The sequence below is a fragment of the Paenibacillus sp. RC84 genome, from assembly GCF_041260495.1.
In the GTDB taxonomy this organism is placed as follows: domain Bacteria; phylum Bacillota; class Bacilli; order Paenibacillales; family NBRC-103111; genus Paenibacillus_F.
Genome location: NZ_JBGBYL010000002.1, coordinates 16,718 through 35,264, shown reverse-complemented (window position 1 = coordinate 35,264; position 18,547 = coordinate 16,718). Strand labels below are relative to the sequence as shown.

At 57.2% G+C, this 18,547-nt stretch carries 19 protein-coding genes and 1 riboswitch; all 19 genes read right to left on the bottom strand.

The annotated features are described in order from the left end of the window. Positions 1 to 36: 36 nt before the first annotated feature. The 19 genes from ABH899_RS03890 to ABH899_RS03800 all read right to left on the bottom strand — a co-directional run bounded on the left by ABH899_RS03890 (position 37) and on the right by ABH899_RS03800 (position 18,432). Positions 37 to 1,719: a cobyric acid synthase gene (locus tag ABH899_RS03890; protein WP_369994159.1), complete on the bottom strand. Its 1,683-nt coding sequence runs from the start codon at positions 1,717 to 1,719 to the stop codon at positions 37 to 39. 2 nt (positions 1,720 to 1,721) lie between these two features. Beyond that, positions 1,722 to 2,837 (bottom strand): threonine-phosphate decarboxylase CobD, encoded by a 1,116-nt coding sequence (cobD, locus tag ABH899_RS03885; RefSeq protein ID WP_369994157.1) that lies wholly within the window; start codon positions 2,835 to 2,837, stop codon positions 1,722 to 1,724. A 175-nt stretch (positions 2,838 to 3,012) separates the two neighbouring features. Further along, the gene (gene cobS, locus ABH899_RS03880; RefSeq protein ID WP_369994155.1) at positions 3,013 to 3,870 is read right to left on the bottom strand and encodes an adenosylcobinamide-GDP ribazoletransferase; all 858 of its coding nucleotides are present in this window, start codon (positions 3,868 to 3,870) and stop codon (positions 3,013 to 3,015) included. Beyond that, entirely contained in the window at positions 3,846 to 4,943 is a 1,098-nt protein-coding gene (cbiB, locus tag ABH899_RS03875; RefSeq protein ID WP_369994152.1) for an adenosylcobinamide-phosphate synthase CbiB, read from the bottom strand. The genes cobS and cbiB overlap by 25 nt, the downstream gene beginning before the upstream one ends. A gap of 9 nt (positions 4,944 to 4,952) precedes the next feature. Next, entirely contained in the window at positions 4,953 to 5,546 is a 594-nt protein-coding gene (gene cobU / locus ABH899_RS03870) for a bifunctional adenosylcobinamide kinase/adenosylcobinamide-phosphate guanylyltransferase (RefSeq protein WP_369994150.1), read from the bottom strand. Continuing rightward, positions 5,546 to 6,595 carry a nicotinate-nucleotide--dimethylbenzimidazole phosphoribosyltransferase gene (gene cobT / locus ABH899_RS03865; RefSeq protein ID WP_369994147.1) on the bottom strand — a complete coding sequence of 350 codons (1,050 nt, stop codon included), beginning with the start codon at positions 6,593 to 6,595 and terminating at the stop codon, positions 5,546 to 5,548. Before cobT ends, cobU begins: the two co-directional genes overlap by 1 nt. Before the next feature lie 76 nt (positions 6,596 to 6,671). Then, entirely contained in the window at positions 6,672 to 7,457 is a 786-nt protein-coding gene (locus ABH899_RS03860) for an ABC transporter ATP-binding protein (protein ID WP_369994145.1), read from the bottom strand. Continuing rightward, entirely contained in the window at positions 7,457 to 8,494 is a 1,038-nt protein-coding gene (locus tag ABH899_RS03855) for a FecCD family ABC transporter permease (protein WP_009676079.1), read from the bottom strand. Before ABH899_RS03855 ends, ABH899_RS03860 begins: the two co-directional genes overlap by 1 nt. Beyond that, positions 8,495 to 9,502 (bottom strand): ABC transporter substrate-binding protein, encoded by a 1,008-nt coding sequence (locus tag ABH899_RS03850; RefSeq protein ID WP_369994142.1) that lies wholly within the window; start codon positions 9,500 to 9,502, stop codon positions 8,495 to 8,497. Positions 9,503 to 9,680: 178 nt separating this feature from the next. Beyond that, a riboswitch (cobalamin riboswitch) is annotated at positions 9,681 to 9,886 on the bottom strand. A 127-nt stretch (positions 9,887 to 10,013) separates the two neighbouring features. Further along, positions 10,014 to 10,589: a hypothetical protein gene (locus ABH899_RS03845; RefSeq protein ID WP_016423856.1), complete on the bottom strand. Its 576-nt coding sequence runs from the start codon at positions 10,587 to 10,589 to the stop codon at positions 10,014 to 10,016. A gap of 54 nt (positions 10,590 to 10,643) precedes the next feature. Beyond that, positions 10,644 to 10,904 carry an aspartyl-phosphate phosphatase Spo0E family protein gene (locus ABH899_RS03840; protein ID WP_009676194.1) on the bottom strand — a complete coding sequence of 87 codons (261 nt, stop codon included), beginning with the start codon at positions 10,902 to 10,904 and terminating at the stop codon, positions 10,644 to 10,646. Positions 10,905 to 10,974: 70 nt separating this feature from the next. Continuing rightward, the gene (locus ABH899_RS03835) at positions 10,975 to 12,171 is read right to left on the bottom strand and encodes an aminotransferase class I/II-fold pyridoxal phosphate-dependent enzyme (protein WP_009676105.1); all 1,197 of its coding nucleotides are present in this window, start codon (positions 12,169 to 12,171) and stop codon (positions 10,975 to 10,977) included. Positions 12,172 to 12,183: 12 nt separating this feature from the next. After that, on the bottom strand, positions 12,184 to 12,675 hold the full coding sequence (locus ABH899_RS03830) for an Lrp/AsnC family transcriptional regulator (RefSeq protein WP_009676149.1): 492 nt from the start codon (positions 12,673 to 12,675) through the stop codon (positions 12,184 to 12,186). A gap of 375 nt (positions 12,676 to 13,050) precedes the next feature. Continuing rightward, positions 13,051 to 13,359, bottom strand: a complete 309-nt coding sequence (locus tag ABH899_RS03825; RefSeq protein WP_009676083.1) for a GNAT family N-acetyltransferase — start codon at positions 13,357 to 13,359, stop codon at positions 13,051 to 13,053. Positions 13,360 to 13,989: 630 nt separating this feature from the next. Continuing rightward, positions 13,990 to 14,916 (bottom strand): cysteine synthase A, encoded by a 927-nt coding sequence (gene cysK, locus ABH899_RS03820; protein ID WP_369994137.1) that lies wholly within the window; start codon positions 14,914 to 14,916, stop codon positions 13,990 to 13,992. Between the two features lie 93 nt (positions 14,917 to 15,009). Continuing rightward, entirely contained in the window at positions 15,010 to 16,341 is a 1,332-nt protein-coding gene (locus ABH899_RS03815; protein ID WP_369994136.1) for an MFS transporter, read from the bottom strand. Between the two features lie 224 nt (positions 16,342 to 16,565). Then, complete coding sequence (locus ABH899_RS03810) at positions 16,566 to 17,084, bottom strand: hypothetical protein (RefSeq protein ID WP_369994134.1); 519 nt, start codon at positions 17,082 to 17,084, stop codon at positions 16,566 to 16,568. Between the two features lie 158 nt (positions 17,085 to 17,242). After that, positions 17,243 to 17,662, bottom strand: a complete 420-nt coding sequence (locus tag ABH899_RS03805; protein WP_009676216.1) for a DUF350 domain-containing protein — start codon at positions 17,660 to 17,662, stop codon at positions 17,243 to 17,245. A gap of 95 nt (positions 17,663 to 17,757) precedes the next feature. After that, positions 17,758 to 18,432, bottom strand: a complete 675-nt coding sequence (locus ABH899_RS03800) for a PspA/IM30 family protein (RefSeq protein WP_369994131.1) — start codon at positions 18,430 to 18,432, stop codon at positions 17,758 to 17,760. Positions 18,433 to 18,547 lie beyond the last annotated feature (115 nt).

The window sequence follows — 18,547 nt, the reverse complement described above, 5'->3', positions numbered from 1 at the left end:
GATATCCGCTCTCTGCGGAAACTGGTCCGGACGCTTTTATTCAGCGGTTAATCCCGCTATCTCGTACAAGAGATCCATATCAATATGTTTGCGGACGTGACCCGCGAGCCGGTCAAACGCTTCCTCCCGCTTTTCGCGAAAACGCAGTTCGGCGGAAAGAGGCTCCCAGCCTTTGCTTTGACGAGCTTCGTTCAGCCAGCATCTGCGGAAATCGTCATTATGAAGAATGCCGTGCAGATACGTTCCCCAGACCCGTCCTTCGAAAGCCGAAGCTCCCTCCGGATGCAAACCGTCCGCCGCACCGGCTTCATCCCCGGAACCCGCCAAGGAAGCGCGAAGGCGAAACGGCCGCTCCGACGTTTCGTCCGTCATCCTCGTCACGCCCATATGAATTTCATAGCCGTCGACCGGCAGATCCGGCATTTGGCGGAAGAGTCCGCAGCTGCCTTCGGCACGCACCGTTTTTTTCTCCGGCGTGAATTCAGTCGCCACCGGCAGAAGGCCGAGTCCTTCCCGGTCCCCCCTATAATCGGATTCCGTTCCGAGCGGGTCCGAAAGCGCCTCGCCCAGCATCTGGTAGCCCCCGCATATCCCGGCAACCCTGCCTTCACCGGCCGCGTGACGGACGATTTTGTCGGCCAGGCCGCTTTCCCGCAGGAAAAGAAGGTCGCTCATCGTATTTTTGCTCCCCGGCACAAGGACGATATCCGGATTCCCCCATTCGGCGGCGCTGCCGACGTAACGCACGGACACATCCGGCTCTTCGTGCAGCGGATCGATATCCGTGAAGTTGGAAATCCGGGGCAGCCGGACGACCGCGATATCGAGCACATCGGGCCGCCGACCGTCCTGCTGTGCGGCCGGAGCCGGTTCCAGCCTTCTTTTGGAATCCAGCGAAGCGGAATCTTCGTCTTCAATCCCCAGCTTCGGATAGTAAGGGACGACGCCGAGTACGGGTTTTCCCGTCCGTTCCTCCAGCCAGTCCAATCCCGGCTTCAACAGGCTGACGTCCCCCCGGAACTTGTTGATGACAAATCCCTTTACCCGCTCCCGCTCTTCCGGCTCCAGAAGCTCCAGCGTCCCGACGATCGACGCAAACACCCCGCCCCGATCGATATCCGCCACGAGGATTACGGGAGCGTCGGCCCATTTCGCCATCCGCATGTTCACGATATCCCGGTCTTTCAGGTTGATCTCCGCCGGACTTCCGGCTCCTTCAAGCACAACGAGGTCAACCGTCCGACGCAGCCGTTCGAGCGCGTCACACACGACTTTCTCCGCCAGGGGCAGGTAAGATTCGCGGTAAGCTCTCGCGTCCATATCCTGATAAGGCTTGCCGTGAACAACGACCTGGGAACGCATATCCTGAGACGGCTTCAGCAGAATCGGGTTCATATCGGTCGTAGCCGGTATGCGGCACGCATCGGCCTGGACCCCCTGAGCCCGCCCGATCTCTTTGCCGTCCGGCGTCACGTAAGAGTTCAGCGACATGTTCTGCGACTTAAACGGCGCCACGCGGTGGCCGTCCTGCACGAAAATGCGGCACAGAGCCGCCGTCAAAATGCTTTTGCCGACATCCGAAGCCGTCCCTTGTACCATAAGGGTCCTGGCCCGCGTTCCGTCCGTCCCGCTCCCGTTGCCCTCCGGTTGATCCGCTTCACGGTCAAGGTGAGTCGGGACCGTGCCTGTGCGTCCTTCTGTATGAGTGGAATTCCTCATGTTCATCGGCCGCCCCTTTCAAAGGAAATTTCACCGGCTTGAGCCGCTTTCAACACGTCTGACAAAGCGGCAAGCATGCGCTCGTTATCGCCGCGGAGTTTGACCGCCGTACGGAAATAACGCGTGCCGAGCCCTTCGAAAAGCGAAGCGTCCCGGATGAGAACCCCGCGTCTGCCCATTTCTTCTTGAAGGATGCGGACATCGATTAGGCTGTGCTCCGGAAGCGCGCACAACAAATAGTTGGTGTCGCTCGGTGTCACCGAGAGCCCGAGACCCGCAAGTTTGTCGGCAAGCCAGGGACTCTCTTCCTGCAGCCAGCGGATGGTTTTCGCGTGAAAAGCCTCGTCCTCCAGAACGGCGCATCCGATAAGCTGGGCGAAATAATTTACGCTCCACGGCACCTGCAGACGGGACATCCGGGCGATCACATCCGGATGAGCGACAATGAAGCCGAGCCGGGCCCCCGGAATCGCGTAAAACTTCGTCATGGAGCGAATCACGGCTACATGCTTGGATTCGGCCGCAAGCCGCAGAAGCGTCACGTTTTTTTCGTCGGGTACGAAATCGAGGAACGCCTCGTCCAGAATGAGCGGATGTCCGCTGCCGGCCAAGTCGTTCAGCAGTTCCCGGGAAAGGAGTCTTCCCGTCGGATTGTTCGGATGTCCCAGAAACAGCAAATCCGAACGCTTCACGGCTTCCTCGGCATCCGCCCGCTGCAGCAGGAAATCGTGTTCCGCACGCAGCGGAATCCCGTGGATACGGCCTCCCGTTTTCAGCACCGCATCCTCGTATTCGCTGAAAGACGGACGCGCAAGCCCCGTCACCTCGGGCTGCAGAACACGCACGATAAGGTCGATCAATTCGGCGGCGCCGTTGCCCACCAGTACGGATTCTGCGGGAACTCCGTATTTGGCGGCAATTTTTCCTGTTAGCTCCCGGACAGCCGGGTCCGGATACCGGACAATATGCTTCCAGCCTGACCGCAGCACTTCCTCCACCGCATCAGGCGGACCGAACGGATTCATATTCGAGCTGAAATCCAGAAACTGTTCCCGGCCGCGCCCGAACTTTTCCTCCGCCGTCCACACATCCCCGCCGTGTCCGTATCGCTCCAGCATAGTGATCCCCCCACTTTTTTGTCATTTCCTGTCCGTTTATATGCAAAAAGGCCGGGAGTCCGACGAACGAATCCATCCCGCCTCTTTTTTGGTTCCTTTCGGAGAGCCCGCCTGCTCCGCACGCTCCTTTTCACCCTACGGCAAAAAGCTTTTCGAGGGTATCCGGGCATCCAAACTAGGTCAAATGCAGCATGAAAGCGGCGGCAAGAAGCAGCAGAGCCTCCAGCAGCTCATTTAAAGCCCCGTAGGTGTCCCCCGTCAGCCCGCCGAGCTTTTTAGCCATCCAGGCCGCCAAGACTCCTCCAAGCGCAAAGGTGACCATGAGGAGCATAATCCCCCACCATACGGGCCCCGCCCCTTCCAAAACATGCAAAGAAGGCTTGAGCGAAAGCGTCCCGCCCGATTCATGGAAAAACGCGACCGTTCCGGCGCTCAGAAATAAGGCGATTGCCGCTCCCAGCAGCGCGAAGGGCTTTTTTTCCCCTTCAAAAAAACCGCCCAGACCGCCTCCGCTCCGCGCATACGGCCATAAAGCCACGGCTGCGGCCATGAAAGTCCGGCTCCAGACCGGAACAAGCAGCAGAATCCAGCTCCCGGTGAGAGCGCCGCCCGTCAGCAGCGGCACCATTACGCTCCACTTGAGAAGCAAGACCGCGACACATACAATGACGCCCATGGCTCCGACGCGGCTGTCTTTCATAATTTCCAGCATGCGCTCCCTGGAACGGTGGCTGAGCAGCCCGTCGGCCGTATCCATCAGCCCGTCCAGATGCAGCGCTCCCGTCAGCCCGATCCACAGGCACAGAAGAAGCGCGGCAGCGGGCAGAGGGGGAAGCGTCTTCTCCAGCACCCAGCCGGAGCCGGTAAGGAGGAGGCCCAGGATCATGCCGACCACCGGGTAAAAAGCGAGGCTCCGCCGCAGAACAGCCGGTGTCCACTCGATCCTTACCGGAAGCGGCAGCCGGGTAAGAAACTGGACGGCCGTTATCAGTCCAAACAGCCAGAGCTTTAATTCAGCAGCCAAATTGCGCATAGGACCCCTCCTGCCAGCCAGCCCGTCGCCCCGTAGAGCAGCCGGACCGTGCCGTCAATGTCTCCGCGGTTCCGCGGCCGCAGCGGCCAGCCCATGCGTGCGCGCTCGCTGACCACGGTTCCGTATGTATTGCGCCCGCCCAGCTCGATGCCGAGCGCGCCCGCGACCGCCGACTCCGGAATCCCGCTGTTCGGGCTCGGATGAAGCCGGGCGAAACGGCCGATCGAGCGGCCCGCCCGGAAAGCGCTCATCCGCGGCTGTACGGCCGCGGCCAGAATCAGCAGGATTCCGGTCAGTCTGGCCGGAATCCAGTTCATCACGTCGTCCCACCGCGCGGAGGCCCAGCCGAAATGCACATACCGGTCGTTCTTGTAGCCGACCATGGAGTCCAGCGTGTTCGCCGCCCGGTACAGCATCGCCAGAGGCGCTCCGCCGATGAGGGCGTAGAACAGCGGCGATACGACACCGTCGACGGTGTTCTCGGCGACCGTTTCCACGACGGCGCGCGTCAGCTCGCCTTCGTCAAGGTTCTTCGTGTCGCGGCCGACGATATAGCCCGTATATTTGCGAGCGGCGGCCAAATCTCCCGCGGCCAGGGGTACCGCTACCAGCCGTGCGGCATCTTTCAAGCCTTTGACGGCTACCGTCGTCGAAATAAACCACGTCGTCACCGCGTATCCCAGCCACGGATGTATCGCCGCGGCTGCGGCCGTTACGGCCGTCATGGCGGCAAATGCGGCCAGCATGACGGCTGCGGCCAGGACAATCCCCCGCCGCTTCAAGGAGCGCGGTGACAGAGAGGCCGCTTGTCCGGCCGTGTCGGCGGATGTGCCGGCCTCCAGCGGCACGCCACCGGCAGCCCCGGTCCCGGCCTCGCCTCGGACTCCTCCGGCGCATTCTGACGCGCTCTTCCGCGGTGCCGGCTCTTTCCTCAGCTTCCGTTCCAGAAAGCTGATCAGACTCCCGATGCGGATCACCGGATGCGTCGGCCACTTCGGATCGCCGATCACAAGGTCGACGGCAATAGCCGCCAGCATCATCCACAAGATTTCTTTCAGCGAATAAAAAATCATGAGTTCCCTTTATTCAAACCGGTAAGCCCGGCTTTTCAACTCGACAGGTATCCCGGCGGTCACCAGAAAAACCCGGCCGCAAACTTGTGCCAGCCGCTGATTCATCCGACCGGCGAGATCGCGGTACAATCGCCCGAGGGGATACTCGGGCACAATGCCGCTCCCCACTTCGTTCGTGACAAGAACGAGCGGTCCCTCGTAGGCTTCAACCGTCCGGACAAGCTCGTCCACGGCGGCATTCACTTGTTCGGCCGCATCCGGCGAAGACTCCGCCTTCAGCAGACGATTGGAAAGCCACAGCGTCAGACAGTCCACCAGAACGACGCCCTGGCTCCTGCCGCCGCTGCAAGCTTTCAGCACGGCGGACAGCTCCACCGGCTCTTCCGCCGTAATCCAGGGGAAGCCGGACTGCTCGCGCTGCGTGCGGTGCAGAGCGATCCGCTGCCGCATCTCCTCGTCCCAGATCTGGGCCGTAGCGAGATAAGTCCCGTGTGCGGCAAGCCGCGAAGACAGCTGCTCGGCAAACGAGCTTTTGCCGCTTCTGGCGCCGCCCGTCACGAGGACAGCTCCCGCTCCCGGTGTATGTTCATGCGCCAGATTCATCAGCCCCGCGACACTCCGGCGCTTTCGAAGGAAGCCATCTCGCGCATGATTTTGCCCGCCGCATCCATGAGCGTGAAGCAGAGCGCAGCCCCGGTCCCTTCTCCCAGTCTCATATCCATATGAAGCATGGGGCTGAGCCCGACCGCTTCCAGCATCCGTGCGTGGCCCTGCTCGTGAGACTGATGAGAGGCGATCATATACGGCTGGGACTCGGGAGCCAGCCGTGAAGCAACCAGCGCGGCGGCCGAGGAGATGAAACCGTCGATCACGACCGGACAAGCGTTCTTGGCCGCACCGAGTATGACTCCGGCCAGGCCCGCGATTTCGAGGCCGCCGACTTTCGCCAGCACATCGAGCGCATCGCCCGCATCCGGTTTGTTGACCTCGATGGCTCTGCGAACAACTTCCTGCTTGTGCAGCCAGCGGGCATCGTCGATGCCCGTTCCGCGTCCTACCGCGTCTTCTACGGCGATGCCCCCGAGCACGCTCAGCAGCGCGGAACTGGCCGTGGTGTTGCCGATCCCCATCTCCCCGGTCGCCAGAACCCGCACGCCGCGTCCGGCCAGCTCGTCTGCGACTTCAATGCCGGCGCGGATGGCCTGGAGAGCCTCTTCACGGGTCATAGCGGCTTCACGGGCCATATTGGCCGTACCTTTCCGGACTTTGCGAGTAAAGAGGTCCGGATGCTCCAGGTCGGCGTTGACGCCGATATCGACGCATACGACCTCCGCGCCCGCGTGCCGGGCCAGCACATTGACGGCCGCGCCGCCCTGCAGGAAGTTCATCACCATCTGGCGGGTCACTTCCTGCGGAAACGCGCTGACGCCTTCTTCGCAGACGCCGTGGTCGGCCGCCATGACGACGATGGCCTTGCGGCTCATATCGGGCATAACCTCTCCGGTAATCCCCGCAAGCTGGCGTGCCATATCTTCCAGCTTGCCGAGGCTTCCCGGCGGTTTAGTCAAATTATCGAGATGGACGGATGCCGCATCCTTCGCTTCCTGACGGAGCGGGCGAATGGCGCCGATTACATCCTGAAGTTCGTTCATGTTTGTTCCTCCTCGGTATGTAGTATAAGTCGGTATGTATGTAAACCGCCCTGCGGGCGGTCCGGATTCACTCTATTCAATCTCCCCGGCGCAGCAGGATTTGAGGAATGCCGTGATCCGGATGCTCCAGGACGATCGGTTCCGTCCCGTAGACGTCCAGGATCAGCTCGCTTCTCATAATTTCCTCCGGCGTGCCGATCGATACGCCTTCTCCCTCGTGAACGACGAGAAGCCGTTCGCAGTAGAGAGAGGCCAGGTTCAAATCGTGAAGGACGGCGACCACCGTCAACCCTTCTTCCCGCTGCCACTGCCGCACGTAGTCCATCAGCTGCATCTGATAGCCGATGTCCAGGTAAGTCGTAGGCTCGTCGAGCAGCAGCAGTCGGGGCTCCTGCGCCATCACCTTCGCCAGCGCCACGCGCTGTTTCTGGCCTCCGCTCAGGTTCTCGACCGTCCGGTCGGCCAGCGGCTCCAGATCGAGCCGCCGCATAATCCGGTCGATAAGCGCAGCGGCGTCCTCCCGGTCTTCGCCGAGCCAGTTCTGGAAAGGGAACCGGCCCATTTCGACCACCTCACGGACGGTGAAACCGAGCGGAGGCAGCGCATCCTGCTGAAGCACGGCAAGCCAGCGTGCCAGCTCCTTGCGGGCGTAGCCCGCGACTTCCCTCCCCTGGAGAAGAATACGGCCTTCCGTAAGGGGGTCTACGCCGGAGATAAGCCTCAGCAGAGTCGATTTGCCGCTCCCGTTGGGCCCGATGATGCCGAAAAATTCGCCGGGCTTCACCTCGAAACGGATATCTTTGAGCACGCGGGTTCCGCCGAAACTTTTTCCAGCACCCTGCACTTCGATGATCGGTTCCATCAGCTTCTCCCCCATTTCTTCTGTTTGCGCAGCAGATAAGCGAAGAACGGCGCACCCAGAAACGCGGTGATTACGCCGAGCGGAATCTCTGTCGGGCTTAGAAGCGTCCGGGCCAGCGTGTCGGCCCAAAGGACGTAGATGGCTCCGCCAACGGCGGAAAGCGGCACGATCAGCCGGTAATCCGGTCCCGCGATCAGACGGATCAGATGAGGCACGATCAGCCCGACAAACCCGATGACGCCGGATACGGAAACGGCCGCAGCCGTCACCAGTGTCGCGGTGATCAGCACGATCAATTTCGTCCGTTCGACATGGATACCCAGATGGGCGGCCTGACGTTCCCCGAGCGCCAGCAAGTTGAGTGTCCGCGCATAGCTGTAGAGCACAACGAAAGTTACGAGGAAATACGGAAGGAGAACGGTTGTGTACGACCAGCCTTTCATAGCGAGGCTGCCCATTAGCCAGAAAATGATTTCATTGACGACCTGCTTGGACATCGACACCAGAAAAGAAACCACGGAGCCGAGAAACGCCTGCATCACGACACCGGAAAGCAGCAGCGTCTCCATACGGATTTTGCCGTCAGTCCGGGCCAGTCGTAGAACGATCCAAAGCGAAACGGCTCCTGTAGCAAACCCGACGACCGGTATCGTCCACGTCCCGAAAAACGTCGTCTGCAGACCGAAGTAAATGACGAACGCCGCGCCGACGCTCGTTCCGCTGCTGACCCCAAGCGTATACGGGTCCGCAAGCGGATTGCGCAGAACGCCTTGAAAAGCGGCTCCCGCTACCGAAAGGGAGGCCCCGACAAGGATGGCCAGCATTACGCGCGGCAGCCTTACCTTCATAATAATCTGCTCCGAGGATACGGGCCAGTCCGGCGTGATTCGGTCTCCGATCCAAGGCAGCTTGCTCCCCAGAATCGAAGCGATCTGACTCACCGGCAGATGGGCCGAGCCCAGCGAAAGACTCAGCACAATAGAAAGAAGAAGGAGTAAAACTCCTACTCCTCCCCAAAGTCCCCATTTAGGTTTCATTTATTTCACCAAGTCCGGATAGATGGCTTTAGCCATTTGCAGGAGTCCCTCTGTCAGACGCGGTCCCGGACGGGTCAGCGTATTCTGGTCGAGACCGATTACCTGGTTGTTTTTGACCGCATTGATTTCGTTCCACCCGCTGCGTCCGCGAATGAGTTCTTCAAGACTCTTCTTCGTTTTGTCATCCACCACGTCTTTGGCGAATAAAATAACGTCCGGGTTCTGCTGAATGATTTTCTCCTCGCTGATCTGCTTCCAGCCCGTAATGTCGGAAGCGACATTGACACCGCCCGCCAGCGTGATCAGCTCATCCATGAATTCGCCCTTGCCGACTGTCCAGCCCGGAGAGAATTCGATGTAGACTTTTTTCTTCTTGTCCGCCGCTACGGTTTTTACGGCATCCGTAACTTTCTGACGGTCCTCTTTCATTTTTGCGACAACTTTTTCCGCCTGTTCCTGATGGTCGGTAATCTGACCGTAGAGCTGAATATTTTTCATGACGTCGTCAAGCGTCTTAGGCTCCACCTTGAACACGTTGATGCCCATGGCGCGCAGCTTTTCGACCGATTCTTTTTTCATCGAAACGCCTGTGAAAACAACGTCGGCTCCCGACGCGATAACCGATTCCTGGTTAGGCTGCGTAATTCCGCCCATTTTCGGCTTCGTTTTCGCTTCCGCCGGATAATCGTCAAAATCGGACACGCCGACGATTGTATCGCCCAGACCGATCGCAAAAAGAGCTTCCGTCTCAGCCGGCGAAACCGACACGATTTTACCGGGCGCTTTCTCGAACGTAAATTCCTTGCCTGTCGCATCGGTTACTTTCAAAGGATACTGCGTTTTCTTCGCGCTCGTTTGCGGAGCGGTGCTTGCCGCCGGAGAGGCCGAGCCCGCCGTCCCGTTATCCGTGCTTTGCTTGCCGCAGGCTGCCAGGCCGACGGCCATCGTCAAAACAAGCAGCAGCAGGGCGTATTTAAAACCCCTAGCGGTTCTTCGTTCGTTGTTCATGTTCTCTACTCCCTTGCTGATTTAGTTTGACTTGAAGTTGTCCCACGATGTTCGCGCATGTCAACAAAAAATCCCCTCTATCCGGAGATAGAGGGGATAACTTTCGGAATCACGAGGTGAAACGGCCGTCAGTCGGACGTCCTTTCCGGTTTCGCGCGATCCTCTCCTCGAAGGATATTGTGCTGCAAACCGGCAGGCAGGTCTCCTGACTTACGGATGACTGACCGTCTTGCCTTCCCATCCGCGCGCGGACAGTGGCATCGTAAGACGATCTCCGTATTACAGTGGCGGGACCGTGCCGGATTTGCACCGGCTTCCCTTTTCACCCTGGGCTTCGGCTCCGTTGGGAGACGCCGCTTCGGGACCTGACGGTAAACGTATGAGGTTGGGCCTTCAAGTTCATCCCCCATTATAGGCCAAGCGGCGCCGGAAAGACAAGGACTTTAGTCACCGCACCGCTTGCAGTTCCTCGCGCGGGCCATAGAGTCGTGGCGGCGCCGAGGCCGTCGCGTCAGGATTTAGCGGCGATCTTTTTGAGCACCTCGAACGACTGTTCGGGATTGCGGCTGTTCACCGCCATGAAAGCGACGAGCCCTTTGCCCTCTACGCCGTTATCCTTCATCCACTTGGAATACTGGAGCGGAATGCCGTACAGATGCGTCTCCTTCTTGGGCGCTTCGGGCGGATTCTTTTTCTTCCCGGCAGGTTCAATCGTCGCCTCGAGTACGCCCTCCGGATAGTCCTCCTGCTTGAAATGCTCTTCCAGCGGTAAAAATGCCCCTTCGGCCGCATAAATCTTAAACTGTTCTTCGGGGATGATCAGAATACCGTGATTGCCGTATCCCATTTCGACGATCATCTTCTCATTGGAAAAAAGCGGGGACGTATTCAAATAGATGGACGGCTTGTCCCCCACAAGCGCTTTCAACGAATTTTCAAGCTTAAAAGCGGCATCGACCGGTATACCGTCACGGGCCATCATAAAGATGGAAACATCCGCTTTGGGCTGGGCCTTCCCGCACCCGGAAACCAAGACGGTGAATAATAGAAGCAGTACAGCAGCCGAAAACCAGCGTTTCTGTGTCATCGTAATCCCTCCGTTGCCTGATAGCCTGTGCAAACGCTGCAAAAAAGCCGGCATTTACCGGCTCTTCTGGACTAGATTCATATATTCGTTAATCTTATGATCAAGTAGCGTACTCATTTCAATTACGGACTCGGAAGTCATAGCCTCACCGGACTGAACCATCTGTTCCAGTCTGTGCCGCATAAACTGAATTTCTTCTTCCAGGTGAAAGAGGGAGGCTAATTTGGCAGGTCGTTTGGATAACCAGCGTTGATCGGAAACGTCATGGCTGTACCAACCCGAGTTGTCGGCCAGACGATATTCTAAATAAGCCATACATATCCCTCCTTTACCCTAAAGATATCAGTTTTTTCCGATTCTGAAAACTATTTTTTGGGACAAGTCTTTACAATTTTTTCACAAAAGACCCAATACGGTCCAAAGCTTCGTTCAGCTGTGAAACGGAAGTCGCATAGGAGCAGCGGACGAAGCCTTCGCCGCCGTTGCCGAATACCTGTCCCGGAACGGCCGCCACCTTCGCTTCGGTCAGAAGCCGCTGAGCGAACTCTTCCGAGCTGAGGCCCGTCGAAGCGATGGAAGGGAACGCGTAGAACGCTCCCTGAGGCTCGTGGCAGTCGAGACCGATCTGCCGGAAGCCTTGAACGACCAGGCGTCTGCGCTGGTTATAGGACTCCATCATCCGGTCCTTCTCCTCCAGTCCGTTGCGGAGCGCCTCAAGCGCGGCAATCTGGCCCATGATCGGAGCGCACATGACCGTGTACTGATGGATCTTCAGCATCGCCGAGATCAGGTCCGGATGCCCACACATGTAGCCGACTCTCCAGCCCGTCATGGCAAAAGCTTTCGCGAAGCCGCTGACAAGAACAGTGCGGTCCCGCATGCCGGGCAGCGACGCGAAGCTCACGTGCTTGCTTCCGTAAGTGAGCTCCGCATAAATTTCATCGGCGATGACGATCAGATCGTTCTCTTCCACGATCCGGGCGATCGGCTCCCAGTCCTCGTACGTCATGATGCCGCCCGTCGGGTTGCTCGGATAGCTCAGAACGAGAACCTTGGATTTCGGCGTCAGACTTGCGCGGAGCGCCTCGGGCTTCAGCTTGAAGCTGTCCTTCGCGAAGGTCTCGATGCCGACCGGGACTCCTCCGCCGATCGTGACGATCGGGCTGTAAGCGATATAGCAGGGCTCCGGAACGAGAATTTCATCGCCCGGCGTAATCAGCGCGCGCAGCGCAAGGTCAATCGCCTCGCTGCCGCCGACCGTTACGACGACTTCATTCGAAGGCTCGTATTTTACGGCAAAATTCGTGTACAAATACTCGGCGATCGCTTCGCGAAGCTCAGGGAGGCCCGCATTCGGCGTATAGTTCGTCCGCCCTCTTTCCAGGGAATACACGCACGCCTCGCGGACATGCCACGGCGTCACGAAATCCGGTTCCCCGACGCCCAGAGAAATGATATCCTTGCTCCCGCTTACCAAATCAAAAAAACGCCGGATGCCCGAAGGAGGAATATCCCGGACCAGCGGTGACAAATAGCCCTGCATGGATTTCGGTTTACTTCCGATTTCTTCCTGGTTTATCATCGTCATCGTCCTTTATGGTGAGACCAGCATCCGATGATCATCCTCACGGTCATCAAAAATGATCCCATCCTGTTTGTATTTTTTCAGAATAAAATGAGTTTTCGTTGACAATACCCGGTCCAGTGTCGACAGCTTGCTGGAAACGAAAGAAGACACTTCCCGCAGCGTACGGCCTTCGATCTCCACAAGCAGATCGTAAGCTCCGGACATCAGATAGACCGACTTCACTTCTGGATATAAATAAATGCGTTCCGCAATCGCGTCGAATCCGGTTCCCCGTTCAGGCGTGATCTGCACTTCGATCAGCGCGTTCACCTTGTCGCTGTCCACTTTGCTCCAGTTGAGCACGGTGGCGTACTTCACGATGATGTGCTCGTCTTCCATCTGGCGGATGGCCGCCGTCGCCTCTTCTTCCGTAATTCCCAGCATGGTCGCGATAAGCGCCGGAGAACGGCGGGAATCTTCTTTCAGAATATCCAGAATCTTGTGCTTCAAATCGTCCATCGTCAAGCCTCCTACTAAGAATCGTCATGAATAAGGTCCAATGAAATCAAGCATCGGATAGGGAAAATCGTTATCTTCCATATTACACGCAGCCCCCGCCGAATTCAATAAAAAACGGAAGCGCAAAAAAGCCGCAAGCACGCGCTCCTTGCAGCTTCATCTCCCCGTCCCGGCAAGCGGTGCGGCATCGACCGGCGGCGCAAAACCGCAAGGTCGTTCCCCCAGCCTGCCGAGGCTTCGGTCCCACCGGCTTTCTGCCTGAAAGACCTCCGTGTATAAGCATTTCTCCCTTTGCCCGGTCTCCGGGGCAGCCGGACGTGCTTGTGCGGGGCTTGCTGATCGCAGGAGCCCGCCGTCCTGCCGGCTGCATTCCGCTCAGCCAACTGTACGGCTGTAGGCCGACTGCTTGCCGCGGAGCAGGCGCAGCATGGCGGATTCGATCCCTCTTTTGCGGTAGGAAGGCAGAATAAGAACCGAAAGGGATACTTCGTTCTCCCACTCCACATCTCCGGTACAAAAGGCGATTCCGACCAGTTTCTGATCCTCGTAAGCGGAAATAAAACGGCCGTTTCCGATTTGCTTCAAACTTTTGCGATCGACCTTCTGGGAAGTCAATTCTGTATAGGATTGTATAAAAGGGTTCAGGACCCATGGTTTAGGCATCTCACCGGACAACGAAATCATTCTTGCAGGCCACCTTTCTACGAACAAGTGAAGTTGTGATAATTATACATGATAATGTATTTTTATTCAATGACTTCCTCTCATATTCCACACCTTCACAAAAAAAGCCTATTCTCCTCCGGCCGCATCGTCCGTAATACGCGCAGGACAAATTACTCCTGCTGGCGTCCAGGATCTTCGTTAAAGACGCTGCAAGCGGCACGCCATTCCGCTTTCACAGCACGTACGGTTCCCAGCGCACAGTGCGACCTCGCATGACGGTGATCTTCCGCCCCCAGGCGCCGGAGATGAAACTCTCCGTTCTTTATATGTAACCTCCACAAATTTGGTGAAGCATTCTGCTTATCCCCCTATGTATACGGGCTGCCGCTTTATTTTTATTTATCCATGTCCACTGATCTTCCTGTTCCTAAAAGGGACCGCATACAAAAAGAGCTTTCCCCGGATTCAGGGAAAGCTCTTTTGTATAGGGACACCGATTACGCATCCTATCCCGGCACGCGCTGTTATGAGAGCGCCCTCGGAGGTAGCCGGGAATCAGAGGCACGACCGCGCCCAGCCCGGCCTACGGGAATTCATCCTTCCGCGATGCTGCCGGGATATGGGCCGTATCCCGCCGCCTCCGGCGCTTTATTCGCCGAAGATGCCCATGCTGAGGTACCGCTCGCCCGTATCGGGCGCGATGCACAGGACGCGCTTGCCGGGCCCCAGCTTGCGGGCCACCTGGATAGCCGTCCACACGGTAGCGCCCGCGGACGGACCGACGAGGATGCCTTCCTGGGCCGCGAGCTCGCGGGTGGTACGCAGCGCATCCTCGTCTTCTACCCGGACGATCTCGTCGTAGACGTCCGTGTTCAAGATCTTCGGCACGAAACCCGGCGACGTGCCGACCAGCTTGTGCGGGCCGGGTTCTCCGCCCGACAGCACCGGCGATCCGGCCGGCTCGACGACGTAGATCTCGATGCCGGGAATCCGCTCGCGCAGCACCTCGCCCGTGCCCGTGATCGTCCCGCCGGTGCCGGACGAAGCGACGAACGCGTCGAGCCTGCCGCCCGTCTGCTCGAGAATCTCCAAGGCGGTGGTCACCCGGTGAATGTCCGGGTTCGCCTTGTTCTCGAACTGCTGCGGGATGAAGCTGCCGGGAATGCCGCGCTGAAGCTCCACCGCTTTGGCAATCGCACCCGGCATACGTTCCGCCGCAGGCGTGAGCACCACATCCGCTCCGTAGGCCTTGAGCAGATTGATCCGCTCCTTGGTCATGTTATCCGGCATGACCAGAATCGCTTTATACCCCTTCGCGGCCGCGTTCATCGCCAGTCCGATGCCGGTGTTGCCGCTCGTCGGCTCGATGATCGTCGCGCCGGGCTTCAGCAGGCCGTCTTTCTCGGCCTGCGCTATCAAATTATAGGCCGCGCGGTCTTTTACGCTCCCGCTCGGATTGAAATATTCCAGCTTAACATACACGTCCGCATGCTCTTCGCTTGTCAGGCGGTTAAGCCGTACGGCAGGCGTGTCTCCTATCAGTTCGGCGATGCTGTTAACCAGTTTCCCGCTCATTTCCGCTCTCCTCCCCGTAACACAATTCTTTCTCTTTCCAACACAATGGGTCCAAACATATACCCACTATTTTTATAGGAATGGACAGCTCTGTCAAGAGTTTTCTGGATGCAGAACCTTTCTCATAAAGAGCCAGCTCAGGAACGGCGCGCTTCCGATCACAAGCAGCAGCGTATTAATCACCATCGTAGAGGTGCTTTGGGAGACAACGGCAATAAACAGCAGCGTACCGAGAATCCGCCCGGCATTCAGCGCCAGCTCCCTCAGAATGACGAACTCCTCCCGGTGCCTCACGCTTTCCTCGTCTCTTCCGATCAGATCAAATACGGACGACGTCATAGGAATCGTAAACAGCGGCAGAAAAAGGGACGTCCCGATCCCGAACAGGAGCAGGGTCATATAATTCACTTTCCAGAAAAACGGGAGTATGGCCGCGATGACCATCAGCACCCCGAGGAGCATCCCTCTGCTTCTGTATCTGGGTTTGAGCACACGGCCGACCAGCCAGAAACTCACGAAGGAAACTCCCGAAGTAACCAAAGCGTAGCTTCCGAGCTTTTGCTCGCTCGTCGTCGCGATATACACCAGCAGCGAAATCATAAACCCGAATACGCCTTCGCGGAAACCTTGCGCCATCAAAGCGGCACAAACCGGCCTCCACGGAGTATCGCCCTGCCGCAAATGACGGAAACCGTACGTCCAGCCGTAGGTGCCTTCGATCTTCCGCTTTTTCAGAAAAAAGCTCACCGCCACGCCGAGAACAAAAATACCCAGCGAGATCGAGAAGATAACCCGGTAACCGCTCGTACCCGCCATATGAACGATGATGAGTCCGGAAATCCACGGTGCCAGCATGCCGACGCCCGCTCCCAGCAAGCCCGCCCAGCCGTTGAATTGGTCCCGCGTTTCCCTGCTCGTAACCTCGAAGTAGACGATGTTGAACGCCAACCAGAAAAAACCCGAAGCCATCCCCTGAACCGCACCGAGCAGGAAAATGTAATTCACGCTGGACAGACCCAGCATCAGAACGAGCAGGTAAAAAACCGCCGACATGACAACACCCGCACGGAGGCAGTTCATTTTGTTATGCTCTTTCACCCACTTGCCCGCCACCCAGAAGGTGAGCGCCATCGCAAGCTGATGCGTGAGTGTAAACCATCCGATCATGGCAAAATCGCTTTTGGCTTTCCATAGATAAATACTGACGAACGTCCCGGACAAGGCGTTGGCGGCCGCAAAAAGCATATTTTCTATAAGCAGCAGGGCGGACTGGGCATCCAGTCTTCCAATGGTAGGTCTCTTCTTCTGTCCGGCGGAAGCCGGGGCATCCGCTTCATGTTCCCAGGGCTGCGCCGCAGCCGATTCCTTATCCGCTCCGAGCCAGCCTGCCAGCCGGGAGCGTCCCCGGTATTTGTCCTGCTGCATCCTCAAATCCCTTCCTTTCGAAGCCTGATCTTCCTTATCCTGTCCAAAAGAGGGCCTCTTCAAAGAAGCAGATAGGTTCCGTTTTTTTCCTGTTTCCCTTGCCGCATAACCCCGTTAATACGAAAAATTAACACCGCGTAGAGCTCTCGCCGCGCGATGTGACATCGTATGCAAAAAAACCGCTGCCATCCTAAGGACGGTTAGCGGTTTACGCTGCCTCTGTTTTAGTTGTCGGCTTGTTCTTTGGACGGATTCAATACGGCCAGAAGCTTCTCGCGGTCTTCTTCCGCCAAAAAAGTCTCGACCTTGAAACAAGACGGACACACAAACACATTCAATTTGTAGCCGGGATTCAGGAAAGCCCTGCCGACCGATCCCGGTATAACGGGGCTATAACCCGTACCCGCGGTTACCTGCGTGCCCCCGTGGAGCATGAGTTCCCGGCAGGCGGAGCACTCGGGCGCTTCCTCCTGGGTATCCAGCACATTCTGGACAGCTTCGGCGTACTCGTTCGTATACCCGGCGTCTTCTTCCCAGTCCAGGAAATCATCCGGAGCGGCCGCCGGTTCCGCTTCTTCAGCCGGCTCGTCCCCGTCTTCTTCATCCGCACCAAGCCGGAGACTGCGATAATCGCTCAGTTCGTTATAGCAGTGCGGACATTCTTCTTCCGGTCCGATTTCCGGGTCCCATACGATTTCCGTCTGGCACCACGGGCATACGGTTTTCAGTTCTTCCTCGTTCACGCCAGTTCACCTCCGACAGGTCAATGATTCATCAAATACCAGACGCCCAGCCCCATAAACAGTACGGCCAGAGCAAATAAGATTCCCCATAAATATTTCATCTTTCGCTTTCCTTTCCGCCATCGCCAAGCGGTCGAAGAGCCGGATTCGGATGCCCTTTAGGGCACGCAAGCTCCGACGACATACGAAATGGAGACGGATATCATCAGCGACAGCAGTCCCACCGCGCGATTGTCTTTCTGGATTTCTTCGTCGATTTTAAAATACGGCGTCAAAAATTCAAAAATAAAATAAGCGGCCATCAATAGAAGGAAGCCGTATCCGGCCCAAATGAGAGAGCGGATAAGCGAATCGTTGTTTTCGATAGCGAATCGGAACAGATTGCAGATTCCGAATATTTTACCGCCTGTAGCCATGGCCACAGAGACATTCCCTCGCTTGATCTCTTCCCAGTCATTATACTTCGTTACAATCTCGAAAATGGTAAGAAATACGATAACGGCCACGACCGCCACAGAGAAGTACGCTAACGCTCCAAGGTAAGGATTGCTGACCAACTGATTCACCTCTTCGTACAAATGTATGCCTCCTCCGTCGCAAGGAATGGTAAACAAGGGAAGAGACTGAGAAAATTCTCAGTCTCCGCGTTAGGCATACCGCCATTATATCATGCTTATTGTTTTTTTTCAGCCAGCTTCGCTTTCATGGCCGCAAGCTCGTCGTCGACTCCGTCGTTCTTGCCGAGCTGGTCGAGTTCGTCGTCGAGGCTCTTGCCTTTGGAGCGGAGCTCGCCGCTCGCTTGCGCTTCGGCTTCAAGCTGAAGCACCTTCTCGGACATGCGGTCGAAGCCTTTCGCCGCGTTGTCGGTTCCGAAACCGGACATCGCCTGGTTGATGTGCTTCTGGGCTTTCGCCGCTTCCGCACGGGCGATCAGCAGGTCTTTCTTGTTTTTCATTTTCGAAAATTCGTCTTTCATTTCGGCCAGCTGATTGCGGAGCTGATCGGCATTCGTTTTGGCGATGTCGTACTGGCGCTTCATTTCGTCGAAACGGGTCTGGTGCTCTTTCTTGTCTTCCAGCGCGCGGCGGGCGAGGTCTTCATTGCCCTGCTCCAGAGCTTTCATGGCCTGCTCCGTACGCTTGCCGACCATTTCTTCCGCTTCTTCGTACTGCTGCTTGAATTTCTTCTCGATCGCGATCTGCTTGGCTACCGCCACTTCCGCTTCCTGAATGTCCTGCTCCATGTCTCTGAGGAACTGGTTCAGCATTTTTACCGGATCTTCCGCTTTATCGAGTAAATCGTTCATCGAAGCCATCGTCAAGTCTCTAAGTCTTTTAAAAATTCCCATTTGGAATTCCCTCCCGCTTTCGTTTGAATTGTGCTTTTATAACTTTCATACTTTTTCATACGGGGGACCTGTAAGAACGTTTCAATCATTTCCAAATTATTTTTTCCGGATCTTC